The 20616-nt window shown below is 38.3% G+C and carries 21 protein-coding genes; 5 read left to right on the forward strand and 16 right to left on the reverse strand.

Features of this window, described 5'->3' with window-relative positions; all coding sequences use genetic code 11:
• The first annotated feature begins 80 nt into the window (after nucleotides 1-80).
• Genes WMO37_RS04825 through WMO37_RS04835 form a run of 3 tightly spaced genes read left to right on the forward strand, consistent with a single transcriptional unit; the run spans nucleotide 81 to nucleotide 2882 of the window.
• Nucleotides 81-1310 (forward strand): M20 metallopeptidase family protein, encoded by a 1230-nt coding sequence (locus WMO37_RS04825; RefSeq protein ID WP_349154409.1) that lies wholly within the window; start codon nucleotides 81-83, stop codon nucleotides 1308-1310.
• A gap of 50 nt (nucleotides 1311-1360) precedes the next feature.
• Nucleotides 1361-2083: a DUF5058 family protein gene (locus WMO37_RS04830; protein WP_349154410.1), complete on the forward strand. Its 723-nt coding sequence runs from the start codon at nucleotides 1361-1363 to the stop codon at nucleotides 2081-2083.
• 25 nt (nucleotides 2084-2108) lie between these two features.
• Complete coding sequence (locus WMO37_RS04835; protein ID WP_349154411.1) at nucleotides 2109-2882, forward strand: hypothetical protein; 774 nt, start codon at nucleotides 2109-2111, stop codon at nucleotides 2880-2882.
• A 117-nt stretch (nucleotides 2883-2999) separates the two neighbouring features.
• Here WMO37_RS04835 and WMO37_RS04840 read toward each other — a convergent pair whose 3' ends face one another.
• From WMO37_RS04840 to WMO37_RS04885, 11 genes are all read right to left on the reverse strand, one after another.
• Entirely contained in the window at nucleotides 3000-3881 is an 882-nt protein-coding gene (locus tag WMO37_RS04840; protein WP_349154412.1) for an SPL family radical SAM protein, read from the reverse strand.
• A 151-nt stretch (nucleotides 3882-4032) separates the two neighbouring features.
• Nucleotides 4033-5106 (reverse strand): N-acetylmuramoyl-L-alanine amidase, encoded by a 1074-nt coding sequence (locus tag WMO37_RS04845; RefSeq protein ID WP_349154413.1) that lies wholly within the window; start codon nucleotides 5104-5106, stop codon nucleotides 4033-4035.
• Between the two features lie 136 nt (nucleotides 5107-5242).
• Nucleotides 5243-5917, reverse strand: a complete 675-nt coding sequence (locus WMO37_RS04850) for a DUF4230 domain-containing protein (RefSeq protein ID WP_349154414.1) — start codon at nucleotides 5915-5917, stop codon at nucleotides 5243-5245.
• A 225-nt stretch (nucleotides 5918-6142) separates the two neighbouring features.
• A complete protein-coding gene (locus WMO37_RS04855) occupies nucleotides 6143-6625 on the reverse strand; it encodes an NUDIX hydrolase (RefSeq protein WP_349154415.1) in 483 nt (160 codons plus the stop codon).
• The gene (locus tag WMO37_RS04860) at nucleotides 6625-7221 is read right to left on the reverse strand and encodes an HD domain-containing protein (protein WP_349154416.1); all 597 of its coding nucleotides are present in this window, start codon (nucleotides 7219-7221) and stop codon (nucleotides 6625-6627) included. The genes WMO37_RS04855 and WMO37_RS04860 overlap by 1 nt, the downstream gene beginning before the upstream one ends.
• A gap of 13 nt (nucleotides 7222-7234) precedes the next feature.
• On the reverse strand, nucleotides 7235-8176 hold the full coding sequence (locus tag WMO37_RS04865; protein WP_349154417.1) for a DUF1848 domain-containing protein: 942 nt from the start codon (nucleotides 8174-8176) through the stop codon (nucleotides 7235-7237).
• A gap of 298 nt (nucleotides 8177-8474) precedes the next feature.
• The gene (locus WMO37_RS14910) at nucleotides 8475-8867 is read right to left on the reverse strand and encodes an N-6 DNA methylase (protein WP_436970255.1); all 393 of its coding nucleotides are present in this window, start codon (nucleotides 8865-8867) and stop codon (nucleotides 8475-8477) included.
• Nucleotides 8854-9033 (reverse strand): hypothetical protein, encoded by a 180-nt coding sequence (locus WMO37_RS14915; RefSeq protein ID WP_436970256.1) that lies wholly within the window; start codon nucleotides 9031-9033, stop codon nucleotides 8854-8856. The genes WMO37_RS14910 and WMO37_RS14915 overlap by 14 nt, the downstream gene beginning before the upstream one ends.
• A gap of 19 nt (nucleotides 9034-9052) precedes the next feature.
• The gene (locus WMO37_RS04875) at nucleotides 9053-9256 is read right to left on the reverse strand and encodes a helix-turn-helix domain-containing protein (protein ID WP_349154418.1); all 204 of its coding nucleotides are present in this window, start codon (nucleotides 9254-9256) and stop codon (nucleotides 9053-9055) included.
• A 201-nt stretch (nucleotides 9257-9457) separates the two neighbouring features.
• A complete protein-coding gene (locus WMO37_RS04880; RefSeq protein WP_349154419.1) occupies nucleotides 9458-10291 on the reverse strand; it encodes a hypothetical protein in 834 nt (277 codons plus the stop codon).
• Between the two features lie 760 nt (nucleotides 10292-11051).
• A complete protein-coding gene (locus WMO37_RS04885; protein WP_349154420.1) occupies nucleotides 11052-12479 on the reverse strand; it encodes an IS110 family RNA-guided transposase in 1428 nt (475 codons plus the stop codon).
• 321 nt (nucleotides 12480-12800) lie between these two features.
• On the opposite strand from WMO37_RS04885, the gene WMO37_RS04890 reads away from it, so the two are divergent.
• Both WMO37_RS04890 and WMO37_RS04895 read left to right on the forward strand, forming a co-directional pair.
• The gene (locus WMO37_RS04890; protein ID WP_349154421.1) at nucleotides 12801-13442 is read left to right on the forward strand and encodes a helix-turn-helix domain-containing protein; all 642 of its coding nucleotides are present in this window, start codon (nucleotides 12801-12803) and stop codon (nucleotides 13440-13442) included.
• Between the two features lie 38 nt (nucleotides 13443-13480).
• Complete coding sequence (locus WMO37_RS04895; RefSeq protein ID WP_349154422.1) at nucleotides 13481-14923, forward strand: AAA family ATPase; 1443 nt, start codon at nucleotides 13481-13483, stop codon at nucleotides 14921-14923.
• Between the two features lie 258 nt (nucleotides 14924-15181).
• Here WMO37_RS04895 and WMO37_RS04900 read toward each other — a convergent pair whose 3' ends face one another.
• From WMO37_RS04900 to WMO37_RS04920, 5 genes are all read right to left on the reverse strand, one after another.
• A complete protein-coding gene (locus WMO37_RS04900) occupies nucleotides 15182-16345 on the reverse strand; it encodes a GmrSD restriction endonuclease domain-containing protein (RefSeq protein ID WP_349154423.1) in 1164 nt (387 codons plus the stop codon).
• 273 nt (nucleotides 16346-16618) lie between these two features.
• Nucleotides 16619-17782, reverse strand: coding sequence for a hypothetical protein (locus WMO37_RS04905; protein ID WP_349154424.1), 1164 nt, complete (start codon nucleotides 17780-17782; stop codon nucleotides 16619-16621).
• A 76-nt stretch (nucleotides 17783-17858) separates the two neighbouring features.
• On the reverse strand, nucleotides 17859-18329 hold the full coding sequence (locus tag WMO37_RS04910; protein WP_349154425.1) for a hypothetical protein: 471 nt from the start codon (nucleotides 18327-18329) through the stop codon (nucleotides 17859-17861).
• Nucleotides 18330-18342: 13 nt separating this feature from the next.
• Entirely contained in the window at nucleotides 18343-20361 is a 2019-nt protein-coding gene (locus WMO37_RS04915) for a HaeIII family restriction endonuclease (RefSeq protein ID WP_349154426.1), read from the reverse strand.
• Nucleotides 20348-20530, reverse strand: coding sequence for a ribbon-helix-helix protein, CopG family (locus WMO37_RS04920; RefSeq protein WP_055173939.1), 183 nt, complete (start codon nucleotides 20528-20530; stop codon nucleotides 20348-20350). Before WMO37_RS04920 ends, WMO37_RS04915 begins: the two co-directional genes overlap by 14 nt.
• Between the last annotated feature and the right edge of the window lie 86 nt (nucleotides 20531-20616).

The following is a 20616-nucleotide window of genomic DNA, read 5'->3' on the forward strand; positions in this document are numbered from 1 at the left end:
GAACAATCCACAGGCATCATAGCCGGGGATTTTTGACCCCAGCTTCATAATAAGTTTTTTATAGAAAAAGGAGGTCCCTTATGACAACTACAGCACTTTTACAGGAAGCTGCTTCTTATCAGGAACAGCTTGTCCGGACAAGACGATTTCTGCATACACACCCTGGTACGGGCTTTGATATTCAGGAAACCGTTGATTATGTAAAGCAGGAACTCATTTCCATGGGCTACGAGCCACAGATGTGCGGTAAATCCGGCATTGTCGCACTGGCAGGCAAAAAAAAAGACGGCAAAGTCTTTTTAATCCGCGGCGATATGGATGCCCTGCCAATGAAGGAAGAAGCCGATGTTTCTTTTCCCTCCACCAACGGCAAAATGCACGCCTGCGGTCATGATATGCACACTACAATGATGTTAGGCGCCGCACGCCTTTTAAAAGCACATGAAGATGAAATTGAAGGCACGGTCAAACTCATGTTCCAGCCTGCCGAGGAAATTTTTGAAGGCTCCCACGATATGATCGAAGCCGGTGTCTTAAAAAATCCTGATGTCGATGCCGCCATGATGATTCATGTAATGGCAGGACTTCCTCTGCCTGCCGGTACGGTTATTTCCTGCGACGGCGGTGTCAGTGCGCCTGCCGCCGATTACTTCTATATTGATATTCAGGGAAAAGGCTGTCACGGTTCTATGCCGAATAACGGTGTTGACCCGGTTACCGTTGCCGCCCACATTATCACAGGTCTTCAGGAAATCCACGCAAGAGAACTCGGACTTTCCGATGAGGCTATTTTAACAATCGGAACGGTTAATGCCGGAAATGCCGCCAATGTCATTCCCGATACCGCCCATATGAGTGGAACGATTCGCACCTATGATGAATCTACGCGCGCTTTTATCAAACAGCGTGTTTCTGAAATTGCTTCCGGCATTGCCACAGCTTTCCGCGCCACCGCGACGGTTACTTACGGAAGCGGCTGTCCATGTCTTTACAACAACCCGGATCTTGCCGTCTGCACCGCAGACTATTTAAAAGAACTCTTAGGCCCTTCCAAAGCATTTACGGCTTCTGCACTTAATGCGATGTCCGGTGAAGGCAAAGCACCGAAAAGCACCGGAAGCGAAGATTTTGCCTATGTAAGCCAGGAAGTTCCATCCATTATGTTTGCACTGGCGGCAGGCACACCGCAGGAGGGCTACTGCTATCCACAGCACCACCCGAAAGTAAAATTTGACGAAGCGGTATTATCCGAAGGCTGCGCCGTTTATGCCTATACGGCAATGCGCTGGCTTACAGAACACAAGAACTAAATTTTATTCTGATTTACATGCGCCGCATCCGCGGCAGAAAAGAGGTTTTTATGGCTACCATGAAAGATATTATTACCAGTCCGCTGCTCCTTGCCATGGTTATAATCGGACTGCTCTACATTGTAGGATTTTCACTGGTCTATTTAAAAAAAGCATACACACACTGTCTGGAACTGGGCATTTCCAAAGAGGATTTAAAAAATGTCATCAAATCCAGTCTGGTCTTTTCCATTGTTCCAAGCCTGTCTATCGTTGTCGGGCTGTTTGCACTGATTTCGGTACTCGGAACAGTCTGGAGCTGGTGGCGCCTTTCCGTTATCGGCTCACTTTCCTATGAGTCGCTGATTTCAAGCTCCGTAGCTTCCGCTATCGGATTTTCAAGCAGTGCGGAAATGCTGGAGGGTGCAACCGGACAGCAGTTCGGTGTTGTTATGATTCTTATGAGTATCGGCATGTTAAGCGGTTTTTTCATTTTACTACCGCTTGGCAAAAAGCTTTCCATGAGTGTCAGCAAATCCGAAGAAAATGGAAACGGCTGGAAGTACGTTTTAAGCGGCTGTTTCATGCTGTGTCTTTTTGCCGTCTACATTCCGGTTTTATTAATCGGCGACACCGTTCAGGCGGCTGTTATGCTGACCGGTCTTGTCATTGCCGTAGGGCTGGGGCTTCTTTCTAAGAACCCGAAGCTTGCATGGCTCAATGATTTTATCATGGCATTTTCCATGATTGGCGGCATGATTTCATCCGTATTGTGGTGTAAGTTGTTTTTATAGCATTTTTGCAGATTGGAGATATCTTATGAAGAAAAAAGGTTCAAATAAAATTGTAATTACAGACTCCTTTCAGGCATGGGCGCACAAATGGGGACGCATCGGCACACTGATTGCCCTGTTGTACATGATTGCCATTCCGTTTGTTGTGCTCACCTTTTATGACAGTCTGCCTTCCATTGGTGAAGTCATTAACCTTAGCACTATCAGTATTTTAATGGTTTATATTCCGGTCGGATTTTCGGAAGCAATCAGCTACACACCGATTCTCGGCGCTTCTTCTTATCTGACATTTATCACAGGAAATATTATGAACCTGAAGCTGCCATGTGCCGTCAATGCCATGAAGCTTACCAAAAAAGAACCGAATACCCCGGAGGGCGAAGCCATTTCTTCGGTTGCTGTTGCGGTATGTTCGATTATGACGATTATCATTCTTGCGCTTGCCGCACTGCTTAGCGCATGGATCAGCCCGGTCTTTGAACTGCCTGCCGTAAAAACAGCTTCCAACTATCTGATACCGGCGCTGTTTGGTTCGCTGACCCTCGGTCTTTTTGCCAGCACCAGCTCTGGTAAAAAGGTTGTAAAAAACGGTGTTATGGGCGTTGTTCCTGTTATTGTCATTATTACGGTGCTTGCCCTCGTTGTACGTATCACAACCGGTTCTTCCCTGTTTGGCATGGTCGGCTTCCTGATTTTATTCATGCTCCCGGTTGCCATTATTTCTTCACGGATTATGTGGAAAAAGAATATTATTAAGGTTGTTGATAAAGAAGATGCTGATACGGAAAAATCAGAATAAAAAAATATAAAATCAGGCGGGTATGCCGGGAAGTATAATTCTTCCGGATATGCCCGCCTGTTCTGTTTCTGTAAAAAATAATGTCAAAACTTTCCCTGCCATCGCAAAAAATAATTATCACATAAAATCTGCCAACGTCATCTGCTGCCCGCAGCCCTTTTCTTCAAAGGTGTTCAGATACTCAAATATCTGATTCGTCCGCCATTCAATGCCCGCCGCTTCACATTTTTCCCTGAATACCGGAAAAATCTCCCTGTCACGCGGAATCGGCAGTTCATAGGCATTTCCATACGCTTCAATATACTGTCTGCGAAGCCCCGGAAATTTTTTATCGAGCTGGCTGTAAAAATACTGCCGGTCGCCGTCCCTTAACGTTACTCCAAATGAATGAAATGTCATAATGCCGCGTACCGATGCCTTTTGACAGGCTTCTAAAATGCCGAAAATATTTTCTTCGGCATCATTAATAAACGGCAGTAACGGTGTCAGCCATACCACGGTCGGAATACCTTCCTCCTTTAAAATGTTTAAGACCTCTATCCGCCGCGCGGTTGTGCAGACACCCGGTTCTATTTTCCGGCTGAGTACATCGTCCATAGTCGTCAGTGTCATCTGTATGACACACTTTGTCTTTGCATTGATTCTGCAAAATAAATCCAAATCCCGCAGTACATTATCGGACTTTGTCAGTACGGTCAACCCGAATCCATACCGTTCAATCAGCTCTGCGCACTGCCTTGTCAGGTTTAATTCCATTTCCAGCGGCATATACGGGTCACTCATTGCCCCGGTACCAATCATACATTTTTTCCGTTTTCTTTTTAATGCTGCTTCTAATAACTGCGGCGCGTTTTCCTTGACCTCAATATCCTCAAATACATGATTCATCTGATAGCAGGTGCTTCTTGCATCGCAGTAAATACAGCCGTGCTGACAGCCCCGGTAAATGTTCATTCCGTTTTTTGCCGAAAGAATGGCTTTCGCCTGAACCTTGTGCATGATACTCTCCATTTCTGAGCGACTTGTTGCGAAGTGGCGATGAGAAATTCGCGCAGGCGATTTCTCATCTGACATGAGGAATATTTGTTTTTTTTAACAAATATCTGTGTGAAAAATCAGACATCAGTGTGATTTTTCACATTAATCTCCATTATCTTCCAAAATACGCATCAATACCATCTGCAATGCCGTGCACCATTAACTGCTGATAGGTATCGTCCTGCATATTCGCATCATCTGTCGGATTGGTCATAAATCCGAGTTCCAGCAGGGCAACCGGATTGGTACTCCAGTTGATACCTGTCATATTGTCACTTCCGACTACCCCGCGGTTTTTCATTCCGGTTGCCGCACAATACGAATTGATAATACAGCTTCCTAACTGACTGGAACTGCCTGCCAGTTCCGGTATATACGGATTTGACGAATCTGGCACCAGTACCGAAGCCCCGGAAGCGGAAGCACTGTCCACACCGTCTGCGTGAATCCTGATTGTTGCCGTTGCTCCCGCCGCCGTTGCAATATCTGCGCGCTCTTTATTGGAAATGTCAACATCGTTGGACTCCCTTGTCATCACCACGGTGTATCCTCTGTTTTGTAGTTCGGTCTTTAACATCATGCCGATTGTCAGGGTCAGCTGATATTCCGGCACACCCGATACCACACCGCCCGTTCCGCCTGCCACTTTAGTCTTCATCGTCTGTGAACCCGGCCCTTCCGGCTCTTTTCCGTTGTTGCCGCGGCTTTGATGTCCGGGGTCAATACAGATAATATCTCCGGTTGACCCTGCCGGGCGGCTCACTGTTTCATAGCCTGCAAGCCGTTCTGCCAGTCCTGCGCCCTGTGCCTGTCTTTCCTGTTCTTCACGGGCTTCCTGCTCGGCTTTTTCCTGTGCAATCGAAGCTTCCTCTGCTTCTTTTTGTGCCTGCTCCCTTGATTCTGCTTCGGATGCGGCTATGGATTCATCACGGCTCTGTGCCTCGGAAAGTGCCTTCTGCAATTCTGCCTCGGCAATACTCCGGGCTTCCTGTTCCTGCTCTTTTTGTGCCGCAAGGGACTGTTCCTGTGATGCGCGCTGTACACTTTCTTCCTGTACTTTTGCCGCCGCTTTCTGATTGTTTTTATGACTGCCGTAAGCAAAAATGCCTGCCGTACATATCGCGATTATAATAAGAATCATTCCTGTAATCAGCAGTTTTTTCTTTCCGTTTTCTAATTCTTTCAAATGCGCACTGCCTCCATTTTCTCATAAAATAAATGCTAAAATACCGCAATCACTCTGCCGACTCCCAAATCCGCAATCAACATTCCGATACTGAGACCGATAATTTTATGTGCAAAAATCAGTCCGATGATAATGGTCATTTTTCTGCCTCTTGTCTGATAAATTCAATCTTATATTTCTGTAAATCATAGACATTTGCAAAAAATCCCCTGAGAATCGTTTCCGCGTTGCTCTCCGCATTTTCAAGCAGACCGTTTGCAACCGCATCCTGCTTTGCATTTTCAATCAGCGTTTTCAGGGCATCGTTATTATCCGCCAGTTTGATTGGTGTGAAAATGCTTTCTTCCTCATGATACACCTTAAAGGTATCCGTATTAATTTCACTGCTTAAAATCTGCACCTGCGGCAGACGAACCTGAATCGTGCTGTTATCTTCGTCAACGCTCCATTCAATTTGACTAAAATCCAGTCCCGCTCTCACTTCTACATCATAGCTGTAAATGTATTCGCTCTGTGTAAACGGAATCGTCATTCCAAACAGCTTACGCGAATCCTTTGTGACATTCATCTCCGTACAGTAAGCCGCCTGCGTGACCATCTGCCCAATATTTTCAAAGCCAATCCTTGTTGTCTTGCTCTCCGACTCTGCCGGCTGTCCACCGCCCTTTCTAAGCCCTGCAATACCGGCAATCACCGCCAGCACCAGCAGTAATATAATTACCAGCTTTATAAACAGATGTCCTCTGAATATACGGATGGTTTTCTTTTCAATAACTTCTTTTTTTGTATTTTCTTCACTTTGTTCTTTCATGGTTGTCCTCGTTTTTGTGGTTGGTTTGTATTATTTTATCACAATCCATATAAAATGGCTATTGCTATTTTAGGACTTTCTCACCGCAGATTACAAAATTCTACAATTTTACGCTATACTTATTATGTTTTTTCAAATGCTCCGCTTCAAGCTGTGTTTTATCTGTTCCATACATTTCATATTTTTCTTTCATGTTCCCCTCTCCTTTACCGTCTTTCGCTTATTTTAAATCTGCCTCGAAATAAAATGTACAATTTCTTTTTCCGGTTTTAAAATGTACGGTATCAGCTCCTGTGGATAAATCTTTATACCGTTTTTTAATTCCTCTAAAGAAAGCCAGCAGAAATCCAAATCCATTCTTTCATTATCCAGCTCATCATATCCATGGAAAACACCGTCCAATGAGATACTGTCCTCCGTCAGATGAACCCGATAATACAGGCAGATTTGATGACACGGCTTCTTTCCCCACGGAAAATAAATTTCACCGATTGCCAGTAAATTGTCAATCTCTATTTTTGCATGCAATTCTTCTTCAAATTCGCGTTTCGGCGTTTCCATGCTGGTTTCCATGGCGGCAACATGCCCGCCGATAATCGCATAATCGTCATTTTTCGGACGCTGTAACAAAATTTTTCCGTTCCGAATTAAAATCCCGCCAACTCTGTATGAAAATACAAAATCTTCCTTTTTAAATAAAATATCCATTAAATGTCCTCCGGCACAAATGTATCTTTCTCGCACACAATATAAATATTCTGATTCATTTTCTTTTCAAAATGCTGCATCAACCGGATATTCGTATCCCACTTCGCCTGTGGGTAAAATCCGTACCTTTTCTTTACATCTTTCATTCTGTCTTCCACATCAAGAACACCGCCCGCTCCTGCCAGACTGTCACACAACTGAATCAGGCGGTCGTATTCATCGTATACCGCCTTGTCCAACTCGGTCTTTATGAGCCGTAACTCCTCATCGGAAGCATCAAATTTTCCAATATAATCATCAATCGTATGATTGTTAAAAGAATGTGTCAGACAAATTTTTGCCACTTCATCATATCCTAACTGCTTCATATAAGTATATCCATCCGAAACATGCCCCAGATGCCGCACGCCAAATTTTCTGCCTATGTCATGCAGTAATCCTAATATGTACGCTTTCTCAGAATCCATATCACCACAAGCATGTGCAATTTTTTCTGCGCAGTGTGCCGCAGTTATGCAATGCCGTCCCCATGGTCCCGGATTACATGCCAAACCGTCACGGATTAATTCCATGGCTTTTTCTCTTGTTGGTATCATTGATTCCCCTCCTTTACATATCAAAAATACTAAGCTGCCTCTTCTTTAGTGACGTCACTTTCCTGTCCGTAATTTTGTCCTCTTTTCCAACCGCTCCACACAAAAGCGGTGAAAACGGATTGTATTGGGCGGTGTTTGTTTCCACACTCTTTAAACTGCTATTTGCATAACAATATACACACCCATTTTTGCATGTATCATACGTCCCTATGTCAATGCTTTCAACACAGCCACACTCCAACCGCTGACTTTTATCCTTCACGACATTTAATTTACAGCCAATCATTTCTTCAATCAATGCCCTGTCGATGCAGGAATTGTGAGCGATGCCACATTCATCTAAATCTATCTTTTCCGCACAGCTTCCAAGCCGGATATGATTGTCAGTCGCTATCCGGCTTAGTTCTTTTACAAATTCTTTCAGCCCGCAGTCATTTAACCGATAACTTGACAGCTTCTCCATATTTTTCTTATTCTTAGGATAAATGTCTGCAAAACTAATCACACATTTTTCGGTGTAACCATTTAATGCTTCTGCAATCTGCCGAAACGCTTTCAAATGATATTCCCTCGTGTACCTGTCCGAAAAGAAAATCGGGTCATACCGCCAAATCACCCTCTGCCTGCCTATTTTATCCGACAACTTCTGAAATATCGGAATCATTCCTGTTTTCTTATCCGGTAAATGAACCTCCACATCATTTCCATAGCCGGTCAATGTGAATTGAAAATAATACTGATACGCTTTTATCTCATCCAACCTCTGCAACATTGGTACAGGATTTTTTGTCCAGAACACAATGCAGTCCACAACCTCTGGAGTTATCTGTATCCTGCTTATCTGATGTGCGTTCATCGGATTACGTACATATAAAAAACCTTCTTTTATGCGGTTGAAAAACCATTCCGAATAGTAATTCGGAATATCCGTTCTTCTGCTTGCACTTAGTATCATTTCTTTCCCCTGCTTCTCCTTTTACTTTGATAGATTTTGGAAATTTTCATTGTAAAAGCCATTCACAAAATACAAATTAAAAACTTTCTACCGTAATATATTGATTTTAATGTTTCTTTTACTATATCTACTATATCAGATAATCTTGCATTTATCCACTTTATCCTTTTGCTTTTCCGAGGTGTTTTTTGCAAAGCAAAAATGTAGGTAATTGCAAAATATTGTGTATGTAGGTAATTGCAAAAAGACCTTGGGGGCTACTCCCCCAAACCCCTGTGAAATCAACGGATGTAGCAAATTAGTACCTACATTTACTCCATCCGTTGATTCTGCAAATAGCTACAAATTCAGGCTGCAATTTTCTGTATTTTACTTTTGCAACAAACACAATAGTCTTCATTTCATATACACGACAGTTTTTGAATGATTTCAAAATAGCAACGATTGTTTTAACGATACTTGCAGGAGTATAGAACTCGCCGCCTTTAACACCCTCGTATGCTGCAAACTGCTGAATACAATACTCGTATGTTCTGCCAAGAAGCTCTTTGCTTTCTTCTGTATCGCCCATATCCATATTGGTGAAAAGATCCACAACCTCTCCTAATACTCGCTTATCCAAATCTGGACTTGCATAATTCTTTGGAAGCACATTTTTAAGAGTTGTATTTTTCTTTTCAATAGCTCGCATTGCATCGTCGATATCTCCCTTTTTTCTGCTTCAGCTTATCAAGTGTTTCCTGCGCTTCCACATGCCATATCTGATATTCCCGGTACTGCTCTTCATTCTTAATACTGCGTTTCCAGCTAGAGTTTTCTATATATATCTCCTTCTGCTTGTCCTCAATATGCTGCATCTTTTCTTTCTGCTCACTTCTAAAATTCACAAGCTCTTTTGTTTTTAGGTTGATTAAGTAAACCTGCCGGTTCATTGCATCGGTATATAGAAATCCATTTTCTAATACTCTGGCAAGCAACTCCAAGTTTTTTACTTGCCTGATTTAATCCAATCTCTCCAGCAAGATATTGCTCAACTATTTTTACCTTTATTATTGGATCTATTTTGCTTTTTCTGGACATGAAAATACCCCCATATAGGACTTTTATATTTCATTGTCCTATATGCGGGTAGCATATCACGCTCTACAAGGTCTTTATTTTCTCGTTATTTTATTCATTCCCTAGGCTAAAGATTTTTTCCCCTTGAGGATAAAGGGGATTGCCTTTGGATATGGAGAATTTGACCTTGTATGAGTATTATAACACTGCTTTTTCATCTTGTCAGCAAATATTCCAAGACATTATCAGCTCGTTCAAAATATTTTTTTCATATACTAAAATATCTACTATACTGTAATATGATATAGCTTCATTTTTCAAGCTTTGTTTCGAAAGAACATTACTCATAATCATAAATACGATACATATTAAAGACATAAAAATAAGTTCTATTATCGAAAAAAACTGTCCATCTGCTAAAGTTATATCGATTTTTCCTAATATATAACCCCCAAATACAGATATAATAAGCTGCATCCACTCTTTTCCAATTATTCTAGCACTATTAATTGCTGGATTATTTATGGCATCAATTCTTTTTTCTATATATGCTTTTCTTTTTATAAAATCAGCTTTTTTCAAATTATGATACAAAAATCCATCATTTTTATTAAAACTGTTCTTAAAATAAAAATTATCTATTACCTTCATTGCATTTTCAAATTGTGCCTCATGTTTTTCTAAATTTTCTTTCAATTCATTTTCAGTAATTTTTTTCCCTGTTTCAATAAAAGCTCCCACCTTATTTGCATTATCATACTTCTCTACTTCACTCAAGACTTTATCAATACATTCAAATTCTTCTGCTAAAAATTCTTTCTTTATATATTCCTTTTTCTTTTCAACTATTCCCTGTTTTCGCTCTCTTCTATAAGTTATAAATGGAATTCCAAATATATACATAATAGACAAGCCGCCGAATATAAATAACAGATTTAAATTATCACCCGTAATCAGATAACCGATTAACATAAATATTGTTAAGCCTACCAAAAACTTCTCATAATCTTTTTCTTTCGAATATTGTTTCTTCACATAACACAAATAATCTATCATAAGTACCTCCATTTAGTCGCATACAATAGTATATCTATATAAATCGGTAACATCTATTTATCACTTAATCTATATCTGATTAAAAATATTCTAATATCCAGAAATAGGGAAAGCAACCTCAAATGCCTGCTGCATCTCTGCAACACTATGGTATAGGATAGTGATACGTCCAGCATTTCCATGACATCTTGCGCTGTTAAAAATCGTTTGTTATCCATAAGCAAATGTCTCCTTCCTATAATGTCAAGCCCTAAATCACTGATTTTTCAGGCTTTTCTTTAAATATTTACCTCATAAAACAAAGCCACAAGTGTATGACAGTCATTGTATCTTGTACTGAATAGTTAGAAGAGGGTGCAGTTTATAAAGCGTCCCTTTGTTTTGCTTTATAAAGGCTATAAATCCTCTGTTAACTATGTTGGTGAACCTTCCGTGTCTAATGGTATCGTGTACCAACTTCCTTCGTCCCACCTGCTCATACACCGAGTGCCCGCTAAGCTTTCTAACAGGGTCATTGCCCTACGGAGTGAACTACTGCAGGCTACAGCTCTTGTTTATATTTTGATTTTACTGACCTGCCCTTTCCGCAGGGTACGGATATTCCGTGGACGCTTCCCCTGTTTCGTTACCTGCTGGTCATTGTGCTGATGCAGTGCTTGTTGCACTCCATCGTTATCGGGGTTCTTTCCAGAACCCTGCCCGATTTCGGAATCATCCGCAACCCGGCAAGGCTCTGGAATAAATAATACTGTCGATTGTCTTATGCTGCAATCGCTTCCTTCTTTTCCGGCCGCCTGATGTCCATCAGCATCTTCTTCGGATCATAGACCGTGCCCTTCTTCAGAATCGTGTAAACGATCCTCAAAAGCTTGCAGGCTATCACAATCAGTGACTGCATCTTTTTCAGCGGATTGTCAGGGCGTGTCGTGTAGTACACATGGAGTTCTTTGAATTCCTCCGCATGAGCCACTGCTGACTTTGCCGCCTGGAATAACCAGTATCTGAGTCGTTTGCGTCCTCTGTGACTGATTTTGGTCTCTCCCTTATGCTTTCCTGAGCTACATGCTACAAGACCTAATCCGCTTAATTTTTGTATTTCCTTAACATCATCAAATCTCGAAATGTCTCCCATGTCTGCAAGGATTCCGGAAAGCGTGTTTTCTCCGATTCCTGATATCTCCAAGATGTTACCGGCATGCGGTATTTCCTGGCATTTCTGGTTGATTAAATTCTCTATAACAGCAAGCTCTTCATCCAGTTCCATAATCTTCTTAACAAACCACTGTACCGCTATTTTGGCTGCATCCGCTCCATCCCTGATACCAACACTTAATCTTGCATACCCTAAGATTTCTCCTGACCTGCTATAGCCGCCTCCTCTAAGCTTAGCTTCGCGCCAGATCTGTCTTATTCCGTTTTCGTCAAGTGCTTTTAAATCATCCGGAAATGGTGCAGCTTTCAGCAGCTCCAGACTGAATGCGCCATCTACCTTTCCAAACGCATCCTTATACTCTGGAAAATAAATCTTCATCTCCCTGTGCATACGGTTGATTGCCCGGATTCTGTCCTCATTCAGCTGGTCTCTGAACATGGATAACCTGCGAAGTTCCGCATAAAGCTTCTCCGGAAGGTACGACATACCGAAGTTACCATCCTTGACAAGGTTAGCAATCAGTTTTGGATCCTTTGTGTCATCCTTTAGCTGGCTGTTATCTTCAACCTCTTTTGTCTGCTTCACAGCATATGGATTCACCTGCACAACGCTGATTCCGTTAGAGATCATCCATGTGGCAAGGCAGAACCCGTAGTGACCGGTCGGCTCTAAGCCAAGCACTATCTGTTTCTTGTCATGGTCAGCAGCTATTCTTACTGCCCATTCCTTTGCACTCTGAAATCCCTCTGAATCATTGCTGATCGGAAATGCGGACTTACTGAGTTCTCTGCCTCTGGTATCAATCGCCCTCAGATAGTGTGTTTCGCTGCCTACATCGCATCCTAAAATAAGCATGTCATCACTGATAAAGGAGAGTTTTTCATTTTTATCGAACTTACCATTGGTTTCCAACTCACGCCAGGTTGAAGCTGTGAGATTTTTCTTGATCACCTCCGCTTTTTTCAAAAGCTCCTGCTGTTCAAAAATATTTGCTGTTACTACTTGATTTTTCTTCTTTGTGCCTTTAACATTCATTTTAGATACCTCTTGTATTCTTTAGATTTTACCAACTTGCCGGTCAGTAATAATCTATATTTACTTGAGGTATTTTTTTTGTCAATCTCTTGACCTATTTAAAGTATACAGGAAGCTTTCTTTCGTTTTACTATTCAGTTCATTTTTGAACGGTTTTGATGTGTTTTATATTAACAGTTCATTTTTGTACCGTCAATACTTTTTAGCAAAAAACATTTCATTTTTGTACTGTTGATGCTATAATTTATGTAAATACATGATTTGTACCTCGTGTTTTCGTGCATGCTACAACACGCATTACACTTATAAGGAGCAGCTAAAATGGGCGAAAAATTCACCAGCCGGGTAGGCTTTTTAATTAGAAATTTCAGAATTGCGGCAGAAATGACGCAAAAGGAATTGGCAGATAAATGCGGACTAAACGAATCCACAATCCGAAACTACGAGCTTGGAAACCGATATCCGGACGAAACGACTTTACTCAATATTGCTAACAATCTAGGTGTCAGTTTTTATGCATTATCAGACCCGGATGTTGCCAATATCTTCAGTGCACTCCATGTTCTGTTTGATATAGAATGGGCATACGGACTACACCCCACAATCAAAGATGGCGAAGTATGCTTCAAATTTGAAGAACGACTTCCAAGTGCCGGTCCCCGCCCGCAGAAAGACCTAGATAACTTCAAAAAGATGGTTGAGTATTGGGCACTCCTGCGAGACAAACTGGCGGATGATAAAATAACCGAAACGGAATATTATCTCAAAGAGATAAAATTTCCGATGAACCCGATAGATTCGGATAAGGAATATACTGTTTCGTTAAATCTTGACGCTGACGACCAACTACTGGTTCAGAATCTGAATGAGGATGAAAAGGCTGGAGAAACTGCTGAGCTGCTGAAAGACTTATTTCCGGATTTCTCATATGTGAAGAGAAAGAGGAAAACAAAGAAGGAATAGTGACTACTATACTTTCAGATTATGGATGGAGGATAACCATGAAAATAAAAAAGATAAAGTTAGAAAATAATAATTTTTTCGGAAATACCACATTTGATTTTACAAATGAAAACGGTGAAATTATGGATACCATTATACTCGCAGGTGAAAATGGAAACGGCAAGACCCAATTATTAAATTTGCTATATGAGTTTTCTACACTTCCAACAGGTGGTATAGTCAGTTCAGAAAAAAGGGAATTTACAATACAGTTGTCAAATGAAGAACTTTTCCAAATAACTTCAAATATGAACGCAACAGATCCATTAATTTCTCCGTCTGGAGAATTTGAAATAACCCAAGATTTTACCACACAACCAAATTACTGGAATCGTATTAAAGTTAATTATTTTACTACCGATGAGAACGGTATAGTTTCAACCAGAAGCATAGACTCTTCACACTTGTTTTCTAACGTAAATGTAAAAAAATTATTCAAATCTATTTTTTCAACAGTAGAAATTAACTACAACCCACAAACCGCATCGACTATAACAGCGCAGGAAATCGATCAAGAAATAGAAAACAGCTTACGAAGCGGTGACAATTTAGGAACAGAAATCCAACAGTTGTTTATAGATATCCACACTAATGATGCTACTGATTTACAAAACTGGGTAGATGAACACGATGGACTTGTTCCTCCTTCTGAAATAAAAAATGTACGAATCAATCGTTTTAAAAAAGCATTTTCTACAGTATTTGGAAATTTAAATTTCCACAAAATTATTACGGAAAATAACACAAAAAAAGTAATCTTCAAAAAATATGAACAAGAAGTAGATATTGCTTCTCTCAGTTCAGGTGAAAAACAAATAGTGTTTAGAGGAGCTTTTTTATTACGTAATCAACAAAGCATAAAGGGCAATACCATTCTCATTGACGAACCAGAAATAAGTTTGCACCCGAAATGGCAAGCAAAGATTTTTGAATATTATCGAAAACTGTTCACGGATGAAAAAAATAAGCAAAATTCACAATTATTTATTGCTACTCATTCACAATATGTATTGGATTCAGCTCTTGCAGCCAAAGAAAATACATCCATTATTTTAATGAAAAAAAATGCTAACAACATAGAGATGAAAAAAATATCTGCTCCTTTAGTTCTCCCATCCATCACCTCTGCCGAGTTGAATTATGTGGCTTTTGGTATTTTATCCAACGACTACCACATTGAACTATATGGTTACTTACAACAAAAGGTTGCCGTATATCTAGGCAAATCCACATGTTCAGTCAAGGAATGTGATACCTATATCACTCAGCAAAACCAATTTATTGAAGCATTGCATGGAAAAATATCATCTCATAATACTACTACTTATTCATCATTATCGACTTACATACGTAACGCAATAGACCACCCTGATCCTAGTAGGACGTTTACAGAAGATGAGCTACGCTGTTCAATCGAATTATTAATAGAACTTTGTCGCTAGATTCCCTTTTTCCAAATTATTGTCATTTGATTGTTACTAGGCAAAAAACGAGCCAAGAAATGCCGTAAATTCAGCATTTCTTGGCTCTTGTACATTATTCAAACTCCCCGCAGAGAAACTTATTATCCCTGTGAAGGCTTGATTTCTAGAGCTTTTAATGGCGATTATTTCGCCTTTTATCACAATTATTTTATATTTTCAAAAATTTAGGTATCATATGGGTATCATCTATACACATTTCTCAAATCGTGTTAACACTTACAATTTCAACAAATCTGAAAATATTTTTCTCCTAGCTGTATTAGATTTATTTGTAAATGACACTTCATTATACCAATCTATTAACGAACTTTTTTGTTTATCTGATAATTCATCTTTATGAAATACAAAATAACCAATAAGATAGTTCACATAATCGGAGCGATTATACTTTTTAAGATTGTTGTCTTCAATGAATTCCAACGCCCTATCTAATGCCTTTAAAGTTATATTGAAACATTCTTGCAATTTTTCAGGTGCAAGATTACAAAGCTGATTCTCTTTAGTATCTGACGAAATTGGTGCAAAATTGTTAGAATGTTTGTCTGAATTCAGTAATTCATATGCAGGATTTAAAGCAGCTATCGAATATGAAACATTAGTTTTCTGTGGTGTAAAGAAATCATATCCATATTCATGTACTTTATTTCGATATACATGGGTATATTGTGTATACACATCAATACCATGTGCTTTTAATTTTGAAAATCTCATCTGAATTATACTAACACGACTACCTGCATTATTTAACACTTCAAACCAATTTATTTGTTCATCTTCTTTAAGATCTGTTGCAAAATTAATCGTATACTGATAGGTTTTTATTTTATTCCTAATCTGCAATAAAGCATTAACAACCATTGGTGAAGATAGTGATTTATTTTCTTCAGTAAACTCAATTAATTTACCATCATCTTTATTCAATAAAATACCAACTGGCACTTGGTTTTTACGACATGATTCGTTATTTATAACAAATTCACCTTTCCCCAAATCTAAAACAACACTTCTTAAATCTGGATGATTACAATATGCTTTATAATTTGTTGTTAATCTTTGCTGTCCATCTACAACTGACATCTGTCCCCTAACTGGTTCAGCAAGTAATTCTCTTTCTATGAATGAAACCTGAGGTACTGCATATTCTTTACCTGTATTATTGATAATATTAATTGATATTGCAGATATAGGAGACTTACTTAAAAGCTGATAATTTAGCAATTCAACACATTTAGTCAATGTCCAACTAATGTCTCTTTGATACAAAGGTAATGTCAATTCATTCTTTTCTATATATTCACAAAGTGTAAATATATATTCCTGTCTACTATTTTTTGTTGGGTTAAGATTAGCAGCTTCTAACAATTGTTTACTTATATTCATTTCGTACCTCTTTTCTGCTGCTTTTTTTAGCAGCTACATCTTTTTTATTAAAAATAACACTTTGTGCGTATATTTTCAAGTGCTGCTACCGCATATTTTTTTATAATTGCAAAATGCTCCTCTAAGACATTATATAATAAACTATTTATAGAACTCATCCTTTGTATTTCTTTTTATCATTAAATCAACTACTATTATCATGAAATTTAAGTAAGTAATGTGCATTGCAAATAAACATATCATATGTATTTTATTCACATAACATTTCCATACTTATATTTTCATCTTCTCTAATTCATGTTCCACATATTTTTTCTCAATACTTAACTCTGATATCATATATTTCCTAATATTATCAAATATTGAATATGGAAGCTCATCAAAAATACTTTTTTCTAAATTCTGCATCTCTGATAATAAACTTTGCTTTCTTTCATCTTCAAGCATATTCCATACTTTAGGATTTAAATACCAATTATCTGTACCATATATCATCGTTGCTTCGATAAGATTCAGAATTGCTAATGGATGACTCAATCTTGATTCTACAATCTTATGTAATTCAGGTGTTATTTCTCCACAAAATCCTATTGTAACTAGTGTTTTTTTATCAAATGGCACAACATCTATAGAACATATATAATCTTCGCCATTCAACATTATTTCTGTACATCCACAAATACCTACCGGAAAAAGCAAATCTAATATTACAGATTCTGCCGTAATATCTGCATCATTACCACTTATTATCTCCCAAAGACTCATTCTATACTTTTCCAGTTTATTTTTAAAATGTATTAATTTTTTTCTATAATAAATCATATTTTTTATACGCTGATCATCCCCAGTTATTGTAACCTTTTTAAGAATTTCTTTGGGTTCTTTTGTCTTTAAATAATTATACGCCGTCTGATTTCTCGCCTCCCTATATCTTTGCGTTAAACATTCATTCAATTTAATTCTTTTTTTCAATCGGAAAGCATTATATGTAACATTTCTATATAGTTGCTTTATGACATCATCTTCGTTACTAAATTCGCCTTTTTTCTCATATGACTGAAAAATCAATTCATGTTTCTCGCAAAAACCTGGAAATGTAGAGGCCTGACCCACTCCTATTTCTGTAACCCCTACAAATTGTTTACTAACCGGATATTTTTCAATAAAAATAGGTGTAATAACTTTATTGCTTTCTGCAATTATATCTAAGGACATTCTTCGCGGTATAGTATGTGATCTTTTTATACTTTTATTGTCACAATCAGGGCATATACATTTTTTATTTTTTTTATTTTCAGCATGCATTTTAGCTTGCTCTTCAAATAAAAATTTTTTTATTATGTTTTGATTCTCTTCGCAAAAAAGAGTTCCGTCATTGATTTTATCTGTTATCTCATCCAAACTTTTAAATACCCATTCTTCAAATTCGTATTCCATACATTACTTACCTTAATTGTCATGATGCATTACATTTATACATAAAATTGTTTATTTTTGATATTTCGCCATAATGTTAATGCACACAAACCTGACAAGCATCTATTCTTTCAAACGAATGTTTTACCTGCAAATCCGCCATTTTCAAGTTACTCTCTATATACTCCAACAATTCTGTACCATCCAAATATATATACATCTGAGGTGCTACAAATCCCGGAACATTTTTTCTTAAGTCATCTAATGATATCTGTGATGTTTCCTGAAATCTCTCTATTTCCATAGCATACCTATAATGATACTTTTCTATATATTCTTTTATTCTGGTAACAGCATTGCCATCTTCTTTATAATCTTCCATCCAGTCAGATAGACAATGCCTTTTACCCAAGTATACAACACCGGTGATTGCTTTCACCGGTGAACTGACATACATATATGCCATTATAGGTTCATCTGGAAAATTTCTCCTGTGTTCAAATATCTTCACACCAGATTTTATTTTTTCATAAACATCCGGTCTGAAACTTAATAGCATTTTTCTCAATATTTGTACTGCCTTATTTCCATTTACATTCAATATTCAGCACTGATGTCGGCATACCAATAAACTGCACATCAAATTTTAAGCTTGGTTCAACCTTTGTACTTGCATTATGAATTCTGAAACTTAATTGCCATCCATTATCCAAAAACATTTCTACTGTATTAGTGCTTCCTGGCTTGAACTCAAGTGCCACAAGCCTTGTAGGTAGCTCTACAACTGGAACAGTAATTGCCGACACCTTATTTTCACTTGGTTTATTTAAAGTATCATGCATATTAAAAGTATGAATCATTGTAAGACGCTTACTATCACGGCTGACAACCTTATAGTAATCCTCTATTCCAATAAGATATTCTATCATCTTACGTGGCATATTCTTATCTTCTTTATATGCTCTATTAACCTCATCCATAAAAGCATGTAATAACGGTACATATACTACTTCGTCTTTGTCATTGATTTCAGACCATCTTGAACCGTTATCCTTTTCATTCTTCAACATATCAAATATTGGTTGAACCGCATCCCAATATGCATCACTACAAGGCATATCAAACCATTCTTTACCAAAATCAAGTTTATGACTTAATCTGCTATGTTTTACGGCATCGTGATTATGTTTGATACTTAATCCTATTTCCCACTCAATATCTTCTCTTCTAATAACAATATCTCTTACATCACCCTTTACGCCTGCTCCGTCCTTCTGAAATTCTAATGTCAATTCATCACTACTGCCTTCTGACATTTTAGGTTCCATTTCAAGTACTGTATCAATTGCTGATTCTGCTGATATCATAAATGTCTGCTGCATTTCCTCATCCATAAGAGCCCATGCCTTTTCATTTGCATGCAAGCTAGAATTATCAACTATTCTAGTTTTTCGCATCTCACATAATGCCTTGTAAAGTGTTTTTATCCAAGCATACTCATATGCTCTACCCTGATCATTACTCTTTGTACTCACTTTCTTCTCATTAACCTCCTTTGCATCTATAACCTCATTATCTACAACAACCTCTGCACCATTACCTTCTAGGTATTTCTTTATCGCAACAGCTATTTCATATGCAAGGTTAACTGGAACAGCATTACCAATCATTTTATATGCTGTATTAGTATCCTCATATATAAATTTGAAATCATCAGGAAATCCCTGTACTCTAGCGACCTCTCTAATTGTCATTCGACGATAAAGATGTTCTTTTCCTTCTACAAATCTGCAATCATTCTGTGCCACTTTAACCATTTTAGGTGCCTGTGGATGAAGCTGACATTGCCTTCCTGATGCCTGAACTGTAAATGCCTGTTCATCCCATGCTTTTACCCTGTTACGACTCATAAATATCGGCGAATATGCTCCAGTATAGTATTCATTGTTATTGATTGCTTCTGGATTATGATGATTTTTTTCTCCTGATGGAACCGCTGTATCTTGCAAATCCCATATAATATCACGAAGAGTGATTTTCTTATCATCATCCTTTGTTGAACCTTTAGGGAATCCAAAATCGATGTTCAAATCCTTCCTGAAACCTATATAAAATACTCTCTTTCTTTCTTCTGCCACTCCGTAATCCTTTGCATTTACAAGGGTAAATGACACATCATATCCTGCATCATCAAAAAGATTTAGAATATTCTGCACCGCTTCTGAATGTCTGTTTGCCAACATTCCGCTTACATTTTCTGCCAAAAAGAATTTAGGTTGGAATTCCTTTAGTATTCTAATATAATCAAAAAACAACTGTCCTCTGACATCTTTAATTCCCTTTAATGAACCAGCCTCAGACCACGATTGACAAGGTGGTCCACCGATAATTCCGTCAACTTCTCCATTTATAAACTGTTCTATATCTTCTTTTGTTACCTGTCTTATATCACCTTCAATCAGATGAGTATTAGGATGATTTGCTTTAAATGTCGCCCATATTGTTTTATCAAACTCATTTGCAACAGGAATATTAAACCCAGCTCTTTCAAAGCCTAAATCTAATCCACCACATCCACTAAACAAACTAATTATGTTCATGGGTATCCTCTCCTTCATTGTTTTCTTTAATTATTCTAGCAGCTTCTATTAATGCTGTTCTTCTTATAAACTCACTATATGATGAATACGCTTCTAATCTTGCTGCTTCCTTAAACTTATCTAATTCTTCTTCGCTCACTCTTATACTGATTGAAATTGATTTTCTCATCTCATTTGTTCCTCCTGCTTCATAAATTTATGATACTTTCTTCGTATGTCAATGTCAATACTTTGTTGCACGAACAGATGTTTTTT

The sequence above is a fragment of the Lachnospira intestinalis genome (assembly GCF_040095895.1).
Taxonomy (GTDB): Bacteria; Bacillota; Clostridia; order Lachnospirales; family Lachnospiraceae; genus Lachnospira; species Lachnospira intestinalis.